General features: G+C 72.7%; 15 protein-coding genes. 8 read left to right on the top strand and 7 right to left on the bottom strand.

The window, feature by feature from the left end; all coding sequences use genetic code 11:
- Positions 1–9 precede the first annotated feature (9 nt).
- Positions 10–1,455, bottom strand: coding sequence for a phytoene desaturase family protein (locus ACQF4J_RS12165; protein WP_351583924.1), 1,446 nt, complete (start codon positions 1,453–1,455; stop codon positions 10–12).
- Positions 1,456–1,591: 136 nt separating this feature from the next.
- Between ACQF4J_RS12165 and ACQF4J_RS12160 the strand changes: the two genes are divergently transcribed.
- Entirely contained in the window at positions 1,592–2,854 is a 1,263-nt protein-coding gene (locus ACQF4J_RS12160) for an MFS transporter (protein ID WP_427165606.1), read from the top strand.
- 65 nt (positions 2,855–2,919) lie between these two features.
- Here ACQF4J_RS12160 and ACQF4J_RS12155 read toward each other — a convergent pair whose 3' ends face one another.
- The 5 genes from ACQF4J_RS12155 to ACQF4J_RS12135 all read right to left on the bottom strand — a co-directional run bounded on the left by ACQF4J_RS12155 (position 2,920) and on the right by ACQF4J_RS12135 (position 8,050).
- A complete protein-coding gene (locus ACQF4J_RS12155) occupies positions 2,920–3,720 on the bottom strand; it encodes an ABC transporter permease (protein WP_351583930.1) in 801 nt (266 codons plus the stop codon).
- A 4-nt stretch (positions 3,721–3,724) separates the two neighbouring features.
- Positions 3,725–4,528, bottom strand: a complete 804-nt coding sequence (locus ACQF4J_RS12150) for an ABC transporter permease (RefSeq protein WP_351806437.1) — start codon at positions 4,526–4,528, stop codon at positions 3,725–3,727.
- Position 4,529: 1 nt separating this feature from the next.
- A complete protein-coding gene (locus ACQF4J_RS12145; RefSeq protein ID WP_351583936.1) occupies positions 4,530–5,537 on the bottom strand; it encodes an ABC transporter ATP-binding protein in 1,008 nt (335 codons plus the stop codon).
- The gene (locus tag ACQF4J_RS12140) at positions 5,534–6,697 is read right to left on the bottom strand and encodes an MFS transporter (RefSeq protein ID WP_427165605.1); all 1,164 of its coding nucleotides are present in this window, start codon (positions 6,695–6,697) and stop codon (positions 5,534–5,536) included. The genes ACQF4J_RS12145 and ACQF4J_RS12140 overlap by 4 nt, the downstream gene beginning before the upstream one ends.
- Positions 6,698–6,799: 102 nt before the next feature.
- Positions 6,800–8,050, bottom strand: coding sequence for an FAD-binding protein (locus ACQF4J_RS12135; RefSeq protein ID WP_427165604.1), 1,251 nt, complete (start codon positions 8,048–8,050; stop codon positions 6,800–6,802).
- A 110-nt stretch (positions 8,051–8,160) separates the two neighbouring features.
- Between ACQF4J_RS12135 and ACQF4J_RS12130 the strand changes: the two genes are divergently transcribed.
- The 7 genes from ACQF4J_RS12130 to ACQF4J_RS12100 all read left to right on the top strand — a co-directional run bounded on the left by ACQF4J_RS12130 (position 8,161) and on the right by ACQF4J_RS12100 (position 16,486).
- The gene (locus tag ACQF4J_RS12130) at positions 8,161–9,168 is read left to right on the top strand and encodes a hydroxyacid dehydrogenase (RefSeq protein WP_351806444.1); all 1,008 of its coding nucleotides are present in this window, start codon (positions 8,161–8,163) and stop codon (positions 9,166–9,168) included.
- A 98-nt stretch (positions 9,169–9,266) separates the two neighbouring features.
- Positions 9,267–9,929: a pyridoxamine 5'-phosphate oxidase family protein gene (locus ACQF4J_RS12125; protein ID WP_351583947.1), complete on the top strand. Its 663-nt coding sequence runs from the start codon at positions 9,267–9,269 to the stop codon at positions 9,927–9,929.
- Between the two features lie 58 nt (positions 9,930–9,987).
- Complete coding sequence (locus ACQF4J_RS12120; protein WP_351583950.1) at positions 9,988–11,331, top strand: radical SAM protein; 1,344 nt, start codon at positions 9,988–9,990, stop codon at positions 11,329–11,331.
- Positions 11,332–11,547: 216 nt separating this feature from the next.
- Complete coding sequence (locus tag ACQF4J_RS12115; protein ID WP_351806447.1) at positions 11,548–13,035, top strand: cellulose-binding domain-containing protein; 1,488 nt, start codon at positions 11,548–11,550, stop codon at positions 13,033–13,035.
- A gap of 218 nt (positions 13,036–13,253) precedes the next feature.
- Complete coding sequence (gene rsgA, locus ACQF4J_RS12110) at positions 13,254–14,345, top strand: ribosome small subunit-dependent GTPase A (RefSeq protein WP_427165603.1); 1,092 nt, start codon at positions 13,254–13,256, stop codon at positions 14,343–14,345.
- Between the two features lie 269 nt (positions 14,346–14,614).
- A complete protein-coding gene (locus ACQF4J_RS12105) occupies positions 14,615–15,997 on the top strand; it encodes a DNA-3-methyladenine glycosylase 2 family protein (RefSeq protein WP_351585066.1) in 1,383 nt (460 codons plus the stop codon).
- Positions 15,998–16,003: 6 nt separating this feature from the next.
- Positions 16,004–16,486, top strand: coding sequence for a methylated-DNA--[protein]-cysteine S-methyltransferase (locus ACQF4J_RS12100; protein WP_351585060.1), 483 nt, complete (start codon positions 16,004–16,006; stop codon positions 16,484–16,486).
- 18 nt (positions 16,487–16,504) lie between these two features.
- On the opposite strand, the gene ACQF4J_RS12095 is transcribed toward ACQF4J_RS12100, so the two are convergent.
- Complete coding sequence (locus ACQF4J_RS12095; protein ID WP_351806534.1) at positions 16,505–16,987, bottom strand: DUF456 domain-containing protein; 483 nt, start codon at positions 16,985–16,987, stop codon at positions 16,505–16,507.
- Positions 16,988–16,989: the final 2 nt, after the last annotated feature.

The raw sequence follows: 16,989 nt of genomic DNA, 5'->3' as shown, positions 1-16,989 counted from the left end.
AGCCACCGGTTAAGTCCGCGAAATGGCCGGCCGCCCGGACCCCCTCTCCAGATGCCGCAGTGCCGATCGTGCCGCGTTTGCTCCGCACATGCCGTGGGCGCCCGCGCCGGGGGGTGTGGCGGCCGAGCAGATGAACATGCCTGGTACGCCCGTGCTGTACGGGTCGAGGGTGAGGCGTGGCCGGAGCAGGAGCTGGGGCGCGGTGTTGGCGCCCGTGACGATGTCCCCGCCGACGAAGTTCGGGTTGTACTCCTCGAACTGGGCGGGTGAGCGGGTCACCGTGCCGACGACTCGGTCCCGGAAGCCGGGTGCGAACCGTTCGATCTGCCGTACCACGGCCTCCGTGGCGTCCCCGCCGTAGCCGTGCGGCACATGGGCGTACGTCCACACGGGATGCACGTCGCCGGCGGACCGGCTCGGGTCCGCCAGGTACTGCTGGCCCACCAGCACGAACGGCCGCTCCGGCATCCGCCCGGCGCACACCTGCCGTTCCGCCTCGGCGACCTCCTCGAACGTGCCGCCCAGATGGACCGTCCCCGCACGCCTTGCCGCCTCGTGGGTCCACGGCACCCCGCCCTCCACCGCGAAGTCCACCTTGAAGGCCCCGGGACCGTGCCGGTAGCGACGGTAGGCGCGGGCCACCCGGGCCGGCAGCCGGCCGCCCAGGATGTCCGCGACCGCCCGCGGCGCGGTGTCGAACAACACCACGTCGGACGAGGGGAGTTGAGTGTGCGAACGTACGTGGACGCCCGTCTCGACCCGGCCGCCCAGCTCGGTGAGGAGCGAGGCCAGCGCGTCCGTGATCGCCCGTGAGCCGCCCTCGGCCACCGCCCAGCCGTACCGGTGCCCGGAGGCGACGATCGTCAGACCGATCGCCGCGGTCGCGGGCCGGTTCAGCGGCCGGAAGGCGTGGGCGGCCACCCCGCCGTAGAGCGCCCGGGCCGTCTCGGTGCGCCACAGCCCCGCCACGGCCGTGGCGGACAGCAGGGCCGGAATCCCGAACCGGCCCAGCAGGAGCGGATGGCGGGGCACGCGGGCGAGCGGTCCCATGATGCTGTCGGCCAGGGCGTCGAAGCCGTCGGCGAGCGGGCCGAACAGCCGCCGCCACCGGGGCCCGTCGACCGCGCCCAGTCCCTCGGCCGTCTCCCGCACGGACCGGCGCAGCACCCCGGCCGCACCGGAGTCCAGCGGATGCACGCAGTCGATCTCCGGCAGACGCCAGCGCAGGCCGTGCCGGTCGAGACCGAGCTCGCGCAGGAAGGGCGAACCGGCCGCCATGGGGTGGGTGGCGGAGCAGTGGTCGTGCAGCAGGCCCGGAGTCAGCTCGCTGGTCCGGGTGCCGCCGCCGATCGTCGCGGCCGCCTCCAGGACGGTGACGTCCACGCCCTCGCGGGCCAGGAGGACGGCCGCCGCGAGCCCGTTGGGACCGCTGCCCACCACGACGGCAGTACTCATGGGAAGCTCCTCGCCGGGATTGAACGGATCGAAGACACCGCACAGGGATCGTAGGCGGCGGGCGCGCCCCACCCGTCATTCGCGGCCCTGGGGTTGCCGGACGGTCCGGTGAGTCCGGGGACACGAGGGGGAGCGCGTGACGCACGAGGCGCGGCCGGGCGGCCGACGGACGCATCACCCCGCGACCGGCCCTCAACCCCTGTGGCGGCAGAGGGACTTCGGCGTCTTCTGGACCGCCCAGACCCTCTCCGTCCTCGGCGACTCCTTCGCCCTGATCGCGCTGCCCCTGCTGGTCCTGCGGGCCACGGGATCGGTCGCCGGCATGGGTCTGCTGACGGCGGTGGGCGGCGCCGCGGCCGTGGTGGCGGGCGTGTTCGCCGGGGTGCTGGTGGACCGGGTCGACCGGCGCCGGCTGCTGATCACCTGCGACCTCGTGCGCATGGTGCTGTACGGGTCGATCCCGCTCGTGTGGCTGTCCGGCCCGCGGATCTGGCTGCTGTACGCGGTGCTGCCGCTGTGCGAGGCCGTCGGCACGCTGTTCGCCGTCGGCTATGTGACGGTCGTGCGCGGCCTGGTGGACACCGCCCGGCTGACGGAGGCCAACGGCCGGCTGAACGCCACCGCCGCCGCGGCCGGGGTGCTGGGACCGCTGTGCGCGGGAGTGGTCGCCGGCTGGGCGGGCCCGGCCACGGCCGTCGGCGTGGACGCGGCCAGCTTCGGGGTCTCCGCCGCCTGTCTGCTCCTCGTACGCTTCCGTGCCCGCCCCGCAGGGGAGGGTCCGACTGGGCCCACCGGCCTGTGGCGCGACCTGCGCGCCGGGATCTCCTTCCTCGGCGGACATCCCGTCCTGCGCGCCCTCACCGCTCTTCTCTTCGTCTTCAGTTTCCTCACCTTCGGCCTGAACGACCTGGTCATCTACCACCTCGAGCACGACCTCGGGCACGACGACCGCACCGTCGGCACGGTCATGGGACTGGGCGCGCTCGGCACCATCACCGGCGCGCTGCTGGTGGCTCGCATCCGCCGCGGGCTGGGTTTCGGGCGGACGTGGACCGGCGCGGTCGCGCTGTGCGGTCTGGCGTTCGCCGGGCTCGGCCGGGCGGGGGACGTGCCCGCGGTGGCCGCCCTCAACGCGGCCTACCTGGCCTGCGTCGCCGTCGCGGGGACCTGTTCCATGTCCCTGCGCCAGGAAGTGACGCCGGAGCCCCTGCTCGGCCGCGTCACCTCGGCCTTCTGGACCCTCCACTACTCCGCGGCCCCGGCCGGCGCGGCCGTCCTCACCTGGGTGGCGGAACGCCGGGGCACCGGACCCGTGGCCCTGGCGGCGGGCGGCGCCTGCGTACTGACCGCGGTCGTGGCCCTGTTCACGCCGGTACGGCGTTCAGGGCGCCGCCCCTGAACACCGGGCCCGGGATGGGCTTGACGCCGCTGTTGACCGCCGTACCCCTGGCCGGTCCGTCCGGGTCAGCCGTTCACCCCCGTGTAGTGGTCCAGGCTCCACCGCCACAGCAGCCGTGCGGCGAGGTAGGCGAGTACGCCGAGCAGCGGGGAGGCGGCCGCCAGCCAGTACGGGACGCCCGTGTCGTGGCCGTGTCCGGTGAGGACGGCGGCCGGGAAGTAGGCGACGAACGCCAGCGGGAGACCGAAGGTGAGGAAGCCGCCCACCGCCTTGGGCAGGACGTTCAGCGGATAGCTGCCGAAGGTGCCGAGCAGCTCCTCCAGCCAGCGGCTCCAGTAGTCGGCGGTCGGGAAGCGCAGGGACGCGGCGGCCACCGCGGTGAACAGGGCGGCCTCCAGCAGCATGCCGCCGATGAGGCAGACGACGAGGTAGGTGATGCGCCCGGTGTTCCAGTCGAGGTGGCTGCGGGACAGGGCGCCGATCATCAGCCCCGTGGCCACGGTCAGGTCGCCGATGGCGTTGGTGGGGAAGTACTGCAGCTGCACCTGCCGGTGAACCGGCATGGGCCGCAGCAGATAGACGTCGATCAGCCCCTCCTGGATGAACCGGCCGATGCCGTGCATCCGGCCCAGGACCAGGACGAACAGCCCGTGCGCCAGCATCCGCGTCGCCGGGATCAGCAACACGTCGGAGCTGTCCCAGCCGCCCATCCCGGTGAACCGGGTCAGCAGCACGGTCGCGAACACGATCACCGACACCTGCCAGATCGCGCCGATCGCGACCATCAGCAGGAACTCGGTGCGGTACTCCAGCTGGGAGCGGAAGTTGAGGCGCGTGACGCGCCAGGCGATCCGGACGGCGTTCAAGACCTCAGCCTCCCTGGGAGATGACCCGGCGGGCGGCCCGCCGCCACAGGAACCGGGTGAACAGGTGGAGCAGCACGACCCAGCCGGCCTGGATGGCCAACTGCAGTGGCGCGTCCGACAGTTCGGTACGGCCGACGTACAGCGACAGCGGCACGTTGAGCGTCGCCTGGAAGGGCAGGAAGGTGCTCAGGGTCCGGAACCACGCGGGGAAGAACCACAGGGGGGCGTACACACCGGACATCAGGTTCTGCGCGAAGATCAGGATGAGCATGGCGGCGCTGTTGCGCACGGTCCAGAAGCACATCTGGTCCAGCAGGAGCATGACGTGGTACAGCACGAGTTGCCCGAGCAGCAGGCTGAGCACGAACACCACGGCCACGGCGGCCGATTCGGGTGGCTCCACCACCCCGGCGGCGAGGCACACCGCGTATCCGGTGAGCGCCCACGCGGCCCCGTAGACCTGCTCGCCGAGGGCGCGCAGGGCGTGGTACCGGGCGGGCGACAGCGGGCGCAGGTACCAGTAGACGATGGTGCCGAAGTGCATGTGCTGGATGACGGTGTCCCGGCCCGCGTACTGGTCCAACTCCCGCAGCCGGGAGGCGAGTACGGCCAGGACGGCGTACGTGACGGCCTGCTCGCGGCTCATTCCGGCCGAGACCGAGGTCTGGTCGTACAGGCCGTTCCACAGGGAGGCGACCAGCACCACCTGGACGGTCAGCCGGACCAGCACGGCCGTCATCCGGGGCGGGGCGTGCAGTTCGCCGAGCGGGGTGACGCGGGCGGCACGCCAGGCGTGCAGGACGGCCATCTCAGGCCTCCTCGGTGGCGGGTCCCGCGTGGACGTAGGCGGCCCGCATCACGTCCTCCAGGTCCGCCTCGTCGATGGCGATGCCCGTCACCTCGTACCGCTCGATGACCGCCTTGAGTGCCTGGTGGACGGTGGGCGCGTCGGGTCCGTCCGGGCCGAACACGACCTGCGGGCCCTCCTGCCGCAGCAGCGCGATGCCCGGCGGCGGTACGGCATCGGTGTGCGCGTCGGCGAGGGTGGCCCGCACCTGCCAGGTCGAGCCGTATGTGCGGCGGATCTCGTCGAGTGTGCCGTCCAGGACCAGCCGCCCGTGGTTGACGAGCACGACCCGCTCGGCGAGCCGCTCCACCTCCGTCATGTCGTGCGTGGTCAACAGGACGGTACGGCCGCGCTGTTCGACCTGGTGCCGCAGGAACTCCCGCACCTGTTCCTTGACCACCACGTCCATGCCGATGGTCGGCTCGTCCAGGAAGACCACCGGCGGGTCGTGCAGCAGTGCGGCGGCCAGGTCGCAGCGCACCCGCTGGCCCAGGGAGAGATGGCGCACCCGGGTGTCCCAGAACGAGGACAGTTCGAGAATGTCGTCGAACTCCTTCAGCCGTGTGGCGTGTTCGGCCTTCGGCACCTCGTAGATGTCCCGCAGGATCGCGAACGACTCCCGCACCGGCAGGTCCCACCACAGCTGGGTGCGCTGCCCGAACACCGCGCCGATGTTACGGGCGTTGCGCTCCCGCTCCTGGTAGGGGACGACACCCGCCACCCGGGCCTCGCCGGAGGTGGGGGTGAGGATGCCGGTGAGCATCTTGATGGTGGTGGACTTGCCGGCACCGTTCGGGCCGAGCAGGGCGAGGAGTTCGCCCGGTGCCACGTCGAAGGAGATGTCGGAGACGGCGTGCTTGACGGCCCGCTCCGGGTTGACGAGGGACCTGAGGGCGCCGGCGAAGCCGGGCCGGCGGACGGTGGTGTGGAACGAGCGGGACAGGGAGCGGACCTCGATACTGCCGATCACTCGACGGACCTCCGGGTGAGCTGGATCAACCACACGGTCGCCACGAGCGAGGCGGCGGAGAGCAGGGCGAGCAGCCAGGGGACCGCGTGGATGCCCGAGGCCTCGATGCCCGCTCCCAGCAGTGGGGGAGCCGCCACTCCGCCGACCATCGACGCGGCGATGACCCAGGCGCCGGCGCGCCTCGCCTGGGGAAGTGCCCTGTTCAGCCAGGGCAGTCCGGTCGGGAAGACCGGCGCGATGAACAACCCGACGCCTGCGTACGCCACCGGCGCCGCTCCCTCGAACAGCGACAGCAGCAGGCACGCGGTCATGCCCGCCGCGCACAGGGTGAGGATGCGCTCGGGGGAGTGCCGCAGCGCGATCGGCACGATGAGGAACCGGCCCGCGGTCAGCATCAGCCAGTACACGGACGTCGCCGAGGCGGCCACGGTCGCGCTGTAGCCGACGGTCTCCAGGTGGGTGGGCTCCCAGCCGCCGACGCCCGCCTCGACGGCGACGTTGAGGACGTACAGGACGAGGAAGCCGAGCAGGACACGGGACAGGACCGGCGAGCCGGCCCTCGACTCCTGCGGCTCGACGGGGTCCGTGCGCACGCCGCGCGTGCACAGCGCCAGTGTTCCGGCAAGGACGGCACAACCGCCGAAGGCGTACGCGTAGTTCCCGGGCCCGGCCCACGCCACCACCGCCGGCCCCAGGACCGCTCCGATGCCGAAATGGGCGTTGAGGACGTTCAGCATGGCCGTGGACCGGTCGCCGAAGCCGACCGCGAAGAGCTGGTTGAGGCCGTAGTCGATGCCGCCGAAGCCGAGGCCGCCGAGGAAGGCGGCGGCCAGCGCCGGCGGCCAGGCCGGGGCGAGCGCGAAGCCGGCGCCGCCCAGCGCCATCAGGCCGTAGCTCGCGGCGAGCAGCGCCCTGTTGCTGATCCGGGAGTGGATCGCGTTGAAGGCCAGGACGCCGGCCACGCCGCCCGCGAAGTGCAGGCTCAGACCGAGGCCCGCGCCCGAGGGGGACAGGCCGAACTCCCGGCGCAGGCCCGGGACGGCGGGCCCGAAGAGCGCCTGGAGCACGCCGATGAGGACGAATCCGACGCAGGACGCGACCGCGGCCGGTCGGCTGAAGAGCTGGCCGGGGACGCCGGAGCGCAATGCCGTGTCCGTCACCCGATCTCCCCCGCAGAGCTTCCGGCCGGGCCACGACGGCCACCGGCGCCGCGCCAGGCTATGACCCGGGGTGGCATTCGACAAGGGGTTAAAAAATGGGCCTTACAAAGTCTCCTCCAGTACGTCCCGCACGAACGCGTTGGTGAACTTCCCCGCCGGATCCAGCTCCCGCGCCAGCGCCCGGAAGTCACCCAGCCGCGGATACCGGCTGCGCAGCACGGCCGCCGGGACGGCGAACACCTTCCCCCAGTGCGGTCGCGCGTCGAAGCCGTCCAGGGCGTCCTCCACCCGGCGCACCACCGGGAGCACGGCCGCCGTGTCCTCGATCCAGGTGAAGTGCAGGGCCACGGTGTCGCGTCCGTACGCGGGGCTCAGCCACTGCGTGTCGGCGGCCACCGTGCGCACCTCGCAGATCTGCAGCACGGGCGCGACCGTCCCGCGGATCGCGTCCAGGGCGTGCAGCGCTTCGAGGGCGTACGGCCTGGGCAGCAGGTACTCCGACTGCAGCTCGGACCCGCTGCTCGGCACGAACTCCGCCCGGAAGTGCGGCAGCCGCTCGTGCCAGGGCCCCGGCACCCCGAACTGCTCGGTGCAGTTGACCGCCGGCATGCCCGGCACGGGATGCAGCTTCTCCGTGGCGGGGGCCGCCCACGGGAAGCCCGGCAACGGCTGGTCGGTGCGCCGCTTCAGCCACACCTGGCGGAAGCCCGGCTCCCGCCAGTCGGTGAACAGGCTCACGCTGTACGCCGTCGCCGCGACCTTCTCGAAGTCCAGCCCCGCGAGCGGCAGTTCGGTGAACACATGCTGCTCGACCTCGTAGGACGGTTCGAGGTCCAGGGTCAGGGCGGTGACGACGCCCAGGGCGCCCAGCGAGGTCACGGCGCCGTCGAACCGCTCGTCGCCCCGCCCGAGGGTGACCGTCGAGCCGTCCGCCGTGACCAGTTCGACGTCCCGCACGGCCGACGCCAGCGAGCCGTTGCCGACCCCCGAGCCGTGCGTGCCGGTGGCCACCGAGCCGGCCACCGAGATGTGCGGCAGGGACGCCATGTTGGGCAGCGCCAGCCCGTGGGCGTCCACCGCGCGCGCCAGCTCCGCGTACCGGACGCCGCCCGAGACCCGTACCGTACGGGCCGCGGTGTCCACGTCGATCACCGGCGGCAGGGCGGCGATCGAGAGCAGGACGCCCTCCGCGCCCGGCTCGGCGATCTCGTTGAAGGAGTGCCCGCTGCCCAGCACCCGCACCTTCGCACTGCCGGCCACGAGCGCGCCGAGCGCGTCGAGCGAGTGGGGGCGGTGCAGCTCCTTCGCCGTGTAGGTGATGTTGCCCGCCCAGTTGGTGACCGTCTCCGTCATCCCTGCCGTCCCTCCCGAAGAAGTCTGTGCACGTTGACCCTCTCATTCGCCGCCGCCTACCGTGGAGAGCGTTTTCTACAACTTTCTCGCGAAGCCGGAGGGCCACCCCCTTGTCCGAGCGTCCCCGGGCCCTGTTCGCCATGACCGCCGGCCATCTGCCGCTCGTCTTCCCTCCGGACGTGCTCGCCCGGCTGCGCGAGTCGGTGGACATCGACCCGGACCTGATCGCCGAGGACTTCACCGGGGTGCGTGCGCGCGAAGCGCTCGCCCGCACCGAGATCCTGGTCACGGGCTGGGGCTGCCCCCGTCTGGACGCGGCCGTCCTCGACGCGGCGCCCCGGCTGCGTGCCGTCCTGCACTCGGCCGGCTCGGTCAAGGGCTTCAGCACGCCCGAGCTCTGGCGGCGCTCCGTCGTGGTCTCCTCGGCGGCCGACGCCAACGCCGTTCCGGTCGCCGAGTACACCCTCGCGATGATCCTGTTGGCCGGGAAGAACGTCCTCGCCGCCCGGGAACGCCTGCGCACCGAACGCGTCCACCCCGGCTGGAGCGTCGTCCCCGGCATCGGCAACCACGGCCGCCGTGTCGGCGTGATCGGCGCCTCCCGCATCGGCCGCCGGGTGATCGCCCTGCTGGCCCCCTTCGACCTGCGCGTGACCCTCACCGACCCCTACGTCACCGAACGCCGGGCGGCCGAACTCGGCGTGCCGCTGCTGCCGCTGGACGATCTGCTGCGCACCTCGGACATCGTCACGGTCCACGCCCCCGAGACCCCTCGGACCCGCCACCTCGTCGGCCGCCGGGAACTCGCCCTGATGCCCGACGGCGCGACCCTGATCAACACCGCCCGCGGCGGTCTGGTCGACCACGACGCCCTCGTCGAGGAAGTGCGCGCCGGGCGGCTGAACGCCGTCCTCGACGTCACCGACCCCGAGCCGCTCCCGGCCGACTCGCCCCTCTACGACCTGCCGGGCGCCTTCGTCACCCCGCACCTCGCCGGCTCCCAGGGCAACGAGCTCTCCCGCCTCGGCACGACGGTCGCCGAGGAGGCCGCCCGGCTGCTGGCCGGTGAGGAGCTCGCCCATCCGGTGGATCCGGGGGCGATTGAGCGGGAGGCCTGACAGGGTTCGCTTGCGGATTTCGTAGCGAATACGCTTCCAGAAAGAGCTATCCGCAAATATCTGGCGCTCCAGATGCGATATCGGTAGCGTCCTGCCGTATGACGCTCGAACCGCTCCCGGAGACCGACCTCACCCGGCACCGCCGCCTGCGCGAACAGGGCAGCCTCGACCGTGCCGATCTCGACGCCATCCTCGACGCGGGGTTCGTCTGCCACCTGGGCGTGGTGGTCGACGACCGGCCGCTGGTCGTGCCGACGGTCTACGGGCGTGACGACCGGCAGCTCTACCTGCACGGGTCGGTGGCCAGCCGCAGCCTCGCGGGCGGCACCCCGGTGTGCGTCACCGTCACCCATGTGGACGGGCTGGTCCTCGCCCGCTCCGTCTTCGAGCACGGCGTCAACTACCGCAGCGCCATGATCCACGGCGAGGCCCGCAAGGTCACCGACCCCGAGGAGAAGCTGGCCGGGCTGCGCCTGCTCACCGAGCACGCGGCGCCCGGCCAGTGGTCGTACGCCCGCGGCCCCAACCGCAGGGAGCTCGCCGCCACCACCCTCCTCGCCCTCTCCCTCGAACAGGCCTCCGTCAAGATCCGCGCCGGGGCACCCGACGACGGCGACGGCCCCGACGCCGAGCTGGGGCTGTGGGCCGGAACCCTGCCGCTGACGTGGGCCTGGGGCACCCCCGAACCCGACCCGCTCCTGCCGCCCGGCCTGCTGATACCAGGACACATCGCGCGCCGGGAGGGGACCCGGCACGGCTGAGCGCCGGGCGGAGGCATACGGTGGGGAGTCGAACGCCTGAGCCGGGAGGAGAGTCGGGATGGGCAGCCGTACCGCACTGGTCGAGGATCTGATGGAGCGGTTTCCGCAGGTACCGCGGGAAGCCGTCTTCAAAGAGGACCTGCTGCGTGGTGGTGTGGCCTTCGACCCCTCCGCGCTGAGCGACAACGAGGGCGGCGAGGTCAAGCCGAAGTCGTACTTCATCTTCTCCTTCGACCACGGCACCCTGCCCGAGCTCGGCGAGGCCGCCCTGCGCCGGCCCCCGGAGGAGATCATCCTCACCGGCGGCCCCTACGACCTGCGCCGCACCGTCGTCTCCGTGCGCGTGAACCCGTCCTCGCCGTACCGGGTCGCCGCCGACGAGCACGGAGTGCTCGGCCTCTATCTCGACGGGAAGCGCATCTCGGACGTCGGCGTGCCGCCCATGCCCGAGTACTACCGGCACACCCTGTCCAACGGGAAGTCGGTCATGGAGGTCGCCCCGACCATCCAGTGGGGCTACCTGATCTACCTCACCGTCTTCCGCGTCTGCCAGTACTTCGGCGCCAAGGAGGAGTGTCAGTACTGCGACATCAACCACAACTGGCGCCAGCACAAGGCGGCCGGGCGGCCGTACACCGGTGTCAAGGACGTCGAGGAGGTACTGGAGGCCCTCGAGATCATCGACCGGTACGACACCGCCAAGGCCTCCACCGCCTACACGCTCACCGGCGGCGCGATCACCAAGACGGTCTCCGGACGGGACGAGGCCGACTTCTACGGCCACTACGCCAAGGCCATCGAGGAGCGCTTCCCGGGCCGCTGGATCGGCAAGGTCGTCGCGCAGGCGCTGCCCAAGGACGACGTGCAGCGGTTCAAGGACTACGGCGTGCAGATCTACCACCCCAACTACGAGGTGTGGGACGAGTACCTGTTCAAGATGTACTGCCCGGGCAAGGAGCGGTACGTCGGCCGGGACGAGTGGCACCGGCGCATCCTGGACTCGGCCGACGTCTTCGGCGCGCGCAACGTCATCCCCAACTTCGTCGCGGGCGTGGAGATGGCCGAGCCCTTCGGGTTCAAGACGGTCGACGAGGCGATCGCCTCGACCACCGAGGGCCTGCGCTTCTTCATGTCGAACGGCATCACGCCCCGCTTCACCACCTGGTGCCCCGAGCCCACGACCCCGCTCGGCAAGGCCAACCCGGCGGGCGCGCCGCTGGAGTACCACATCCGGCTGCTCCAGGCGTACCGGCAGACCATGGAGGACTTCGGCCTGTCCTCGCCTCCCGGCTACGGCCCGCCCGGCCCCGGCCGCGCCGTGTTCTCCGTCAGCTCCTTCATGGACAGCCTTCCGGCGCGGGAGACGGCGGACGAGAGCGCGGAGGAGACCGCGGAGGTGTGAGAGACCTCTGTGCACGGTGAGTCGAAGCGTGGTCTCCTTGCGTACATGAGGCCGGAGTTGTTGCCGGCGGCGGTTCCACAGGGGTCTGTCAGGACAACTGAACACAGCGCTTGTCAGTTGTGAGAAAAACGTGAAAGGCTCCTGCCCTGCCGCGAGGTTCCCCCCAACTCCTTTTCCGTCATGGTGAGTTGACCTCGCTTTCAACGCAGGAGACCCATGCCCGACCTGCCGACCCCGAAGGACGCCGCCGAGGCCGCGCTGTTCTCCGAGTGCTGGGACGCGGTGCTTTCCTACGCCGACCTGTGCACCGCCGGCGCCACCGCGGCCACCCAACTGGCCTCGGAGGCGTTCGCGCTCGGTATACGCGAGGTCCGTGCCGCCGAGGGCGGACCCGTCGCCCGAGACACCGGCCGCCGCTCGCCCCGACTCCCCATGATCCCGCTGCTGTTGACCGCCGTGCGCAGCACGGCGGCCGACTGGGAGGAGTGCGGACAGGGCGACGACCTCGACCCCGACCTGCGCCTGTGGCTCAACTCCGAGAAGGCCACGCGCTACACCGGGCCGCCGCTGCAACGCCCGCTCGCCCTGCGCGCCCTGCGCGATCTGCAGGACGCGGACGCGACACTGCTGTGGCTCGCCGAGGTGGAGGCGCTGCCGTACTCCGTGGTGGCCCGCAGGCTCGGCCTCGACCCGGCGCTCGTCGGCGAGGAACTCACCGAGGTGCGCCGCCTGTTCCGCGACCGCTGCCACCGCGCCCACCTCGACATGCCGCTGGACGCCGACTGCCGCAGCTACGCCCGCCTCCTCGACGCGGTCACCCGCTCGCCCGGCGCCGACATCCCGGCCGACCTCTCGCGCCACCTCGCCACCTGCGTGGATTGCGCCGAGGCCGCCGCCTGTCTGCGCCCGCACGGCGGCGGCCTTCCCGCGGCCCTCGCCGGCGGCGTGATCGGCTGGGGCGGCCTCGCCTACCTGGAGCGCCGCCGACGGGCCGCCGAGGTCCGGCTCGGCGCCGGCCGCCCCGACCCCGTGGAAGGCGAGCACGGCGAGCTCAGGTCCGGCGCGGACCGGGCACGTACCGTCCGCAACGGCCTCCTCGTCGCCGCCGTCCTGGTCTCGCTGCTCGCGCTGGCCGTGTCCCTGATGCCGTTCGGCGGCGCGGACGGCGACATCACGGCCGGTGACACCCCGTCCGACAGCAGTCCCGTGGCCGCCCCCCGCCCCTCCCCGCCGCCCGTCACCTCGTCCCCGAGCGGCACCTCCCCGTCCCCGACCACGACCGTCTCCAGGACGAGGACCGGCGGCGACAAGAAGCCCGACCCCGAACCCCAGGGCACCTCGTCGTCCGCCGCCGGAGGTGGTGGTGGGTCCACCGTGAAGGAAGCGGCCACCTGCACGGTCGGCTACGACCTGGTCAACGAGTGGCCCGACGGCTTCCAGGCCACCGTCACCGTCACCACGACCCGGGCCCTGACCAACTGGAGCGTCGGCTGGTCCTTCAAGGACGGCCAGCAGGTCGGCCAGATGTGGGACGCGAGCGTCGCCCAGACCGGCTCCCGCGTCACCGCCACCGCCGCCGACTACAACAAGGCCGTCCCCGCGCACGGCACCCTCTCCTTCGGTTTCCTCGCCTCCTGGAAGACGAAGAACTCGCCGCCCTACGACTTCACGTTGAACGGGCAGCCCTGCGGGAAAACCGGTTGACGGGACACCGGCGCGACGGGCTACTGTTGCGCCGGTTCCCCAAGGAGCCGGTGCCCCTCGGTGCCGGTACCACGACGAGTCGAGGAAAGAGGAGGTGTTGACCGATGGCTGTCTTTGCGACGAGCGCTGCCCGCATCCAGATCATCAAGTCCACCTCCGTGGCCGCCGGCTGACCTCACCGAACCCGTCGCCGGGGCCGCCCTTGTGAAGGGCCACCCTTGACTTCCAGTTCTGTCTTCTCCGCGCTCGCTCCCTACGGCTGGGACGAGGCATGGGCGGACACGTTCGCCCCGTACGACACCGAAGGACTGCTGCCCGGGCGCGTGCTCCGGGTCGACCGCGGCCAGTGCGACGTGGTCACCGCCGACGGGGTGCTGCGGGCCGACACCGCGTTCGTCACCCCGCACGACCCGATGCGGGTCGTGTGCACCGGCGACTGGGTCGCCGTCGAACCCGGCGGCAACCCCCGTTACGTGCGCGCGTATCTGCCGCGCCGCACCGCCTTCGTGCGCTCCACCTCCTCCAAGCGGTCCGAGGGGCAGATCCTCGCCGCCAACGTCGACCACGCCATCGTCGCGGTGTCGCTGGCGGCCGAGCTCGACCTCGGCCGCATCGAGCGGTTCCTCGCCCTGGCCTGGGAGTCGGGCGCCCAGCCGCTCGTCGTCCTCACCAAGGCCGACCTCGTGCCGGACGCGGTGACACGGGCCCACCTGGTCCAGGACGTGGAACTGTCGGCGCCCGGCGTGACCGTGCTGACGGTCAGCGCCGTGGACGGCGACGGCCTCGACGTCCTGCGCGCCGCCGTCGGCGACGGCACCTCCGTGCTGCTCGGCCAGTCCGGCGCGGGCAAGTCGACCCTCGCGAACGCGCTCGTCGGCGCCGACGTGATGGACGTGAAGGCCACCCGGGACGTCGACGGCAAGGGCCGCCACACGACGACCACCCGCAACCTGCTCGCCCTGCCCGGCGGGGGAGTGCTCATCGACACCCCGGGACTGCGCGGCGTCGGCCTGTGGGACGCCGAGAGCGGTGTCGGTCAGGTCTTCTCCGAGATCGAGGACCTGGCGCAGCGGTGCCGCTTCCACGACTGCGCGCACGGCGCCGAGCCCGGTTGCGCGGTGCTGGCCGCCGTGGACGCCGGCGAACTCCAGGTACGACGGCTGGAGAGCTACCGGAAGCTGATCCGGGAGAACCAGTGGATCGTGGCCAAGACCGACGCCCGAGCCCGCGCGGAACTACGCCGCGACTGGAAACGCAAGGGCGCCGAGGGCAGGGCGGCCATGGAACTGAAGCGGGGCCGCCACAACTGAAGGCCCCCCGGGCCGGCCGACGGGGGCCCGGGGCGCCGTCGGCGAGACGCGCTCCGGGCGGCCCGGGCGGGCGGTTCGGAGCGCTGCTCCTGCGGCGTGCTCCGGGCGGGCCAGTGGCTGGTCGGGTGCGTCGCGCCCGCGGACCGGCCGACGGGCCGACGGCCGGTCCGCGGGCGCCGCCGCCACGACACCGTCCGCATTGGGCCGGTGGTGTCGCGTCCGATTTCCGCCAGCCCGTCCCGCCCCGCACGGCGCAGACTGGAGTCGTGATGGACGAGGACACCAGGTATGAGGCCGTGCGGAGTCGGGACGCCCGTTTCGACGGCGAGTTCTTCTTCGCCGTCGAGACCACCGGCATCTACTGCCGCCCCAGCTGCCCGGCCGTGACCCCGAAGCGCCGCAACGTCCGCTTCTTCGCCACGGCCGCCGCGGCCCAGGGCGCGGGCTTCCGGGCGTGCCGCCGCTGCCGCCCGGACGCCGTGCCGGGGTCCGCCGAGTGGAACGTCCGCGCCGACGTGGTGGGACGCGCCATGCGGCTGATCGCGGACGGCGTCGTCGACCGCGAGGGCGTCACCGGGCTCGCCGGACGGCTCGGCTACAGCGCCCGGCAGGTCCAGCGGCAGCTGACCGCCGAGCTCGGCGCCGGGCCCGTCGCCCTGGCCCGGGCCCAGCGGGCGCACACCGCGCGGGTGCTGGTGCAGACGACCGATCTGCCGATCACGGAGATCGCGTTCGCCTCCGGGTTCGCCAGCGTCCGCCAGTTCAACGACACCGTCCGCGAGGTGTACGCCTCCACACCGAGCGACCTGCGGGCCGCCGCGCCCCGGCAGCGGGGCCGCCGTCCCGCCGCGGGGATCCCGTTGCGGCTCGCCCACCGGGGTCCGTACCAGGCCGGTGCCGTCTTCGACCTGCTCGCCGAGGAGGCCGTGCCCGGCGTGGAGGAGGTGGGCGGGGAGCCCGGCCGCCGCACCTACCGCCGCACCCTCCGCCTCCCGCACGGCACCGGCGTCGTCGCCGTCGACGAACGGGCCGGCGCGTCCGGGCCCGTGTCCGCGGCGCATCCCGGCGGCTGGCTGGAGGCCCGCCTGCAGCTGACCGACCCGCGCGACCTCACCACCGCCGTCGGCCGGCTGCGCAGGCTGTTCGACCTCGACGCCGACCCCTACGCGATCGACGAGCGGCTCGGCGCGGACCCCCGGCTCGCGCCCCTCGTCACCGCCCGCCCGGGCCTGCGCTCGCCGGGCGCCGCCGACGCGGACGAGGCGGCGGTACGGGCCCTGGTGGGGCCGCGGGCGAGCGAACGGCTGGTGCGGCGGTACGGCAAGGCGCTCGACTCGCCCTGCGGCAATCTCACCCATCTCTTCCCCGAGCCTGCCGTCCTCGCCGAGGCCGAACCCGACGGCCCCCTCGGCGCACTCACCGCCGCCCTCGCCGACGGTGCCCTGCGTCTCGATCCGGGCGTCGACCGCGACGAGGCGCAGGCCGCACTGCTCGACCTGCCCGGCATGGACGCCGGCACCGTCGCCGAGATCCGCACCCGCGCCCTGGGCGACCCCGACGTCGCGCCGCCCGGCCCGGACGTCCCCGACACCTGGCGCCCCTGGCGCTCGTACGCCCTACGACACCTGCGCGCAGCAGGAGAGTTGGACTGAACCGCGATGACCACCCTGTGGACCCGTGTCGACAGCCCTGTCGGCGCCCTGCTGATCACCGCCGACGCCTCCGGCGCCCTGACCTCCGTCTCCGTGCCCGGTCAGCGCAACGGACGTGAAGTGGAAGGGAGTTGGCGATACGAGCCGACCCTCTTCCGCGACGCCGAGGAACAGCTGGCCGCCTACTTCGCCGGTGAACTGAAGGACTTCCGGTTGCCGTTCAGCACCGCGGGCAGCGAGTTCCGGGAGAGGGTGTGGACCGCCCTGGACTCCGTCCCCTACGGCGCCACCACGACCTACGGCGAGATCGCCGCGCGGATCGGGGCACCCCGTGCGGCCGTACGGGCCGTCGGAGGCGCGATCGGCGCCAACCCGCTGCTCATCGTGCGGCCCTGCCACCGGGTGATCGGCGCGAACGGCGCGCTGACGGGCTACGCGGGCGGCCTGGAACGAAAGGTGCACCTGCTCACCCTGGAGGGCTGCCTGTAGCCCCTCGTTCCCGGTCCGTCAGCCCCGGATCACGACGGCCAGCCAGGCCCCGGCGATCAGCAGACAGGTGAACAGCTCCGCCAGCACGCTGGAGCCGCCCGAGCGCATCGCGGTGCGCAGGGCCGCCATCGCCTCGCCGTGCCCGCCCAGACGCCGGCGTTCACACAGGTAGATGCCGCCCATGAAGCCGGGGACCGCGCCCAGGACGGGAAACAGCAGGAAACCGAGGAACGCACCGGTCCCCGCGTACACGCCCATCCGCGGCGTCGCCCCGCTCGCCCGCAGCTGTCGGGGCGGCAGCGCCCAGCGCACGACCTGCGAGAGGAACAGCGCGGTCGTGGTACCGACCAGGACCCACCAGGCGACCGGCCGTGGGTCCTTCAGCGCCCACCACAGGATCGCGGCCCACACCAGCCACGACCCCGGCACCCCGGGCACCAGCACCCCGCACAGGCCGAGCAGGAGGACCAGGCCGACCAGCACGAGGTCCCACACTCCCATGA

It is taken from the genome of Streptomyces sp. C1-1, from assembly GCF_050214755.1.
Taxonomy (GTDB): domain Bacteria; phylum Actinomycetota; class Actinomycetes; order Streptomycetales; family Streptomycetaceae; genus Streptomyces.
Note: the sequence above shows the minus strand (reverse complement) of the source record. Positions and strands in the feature narration are given on the sequence as shown.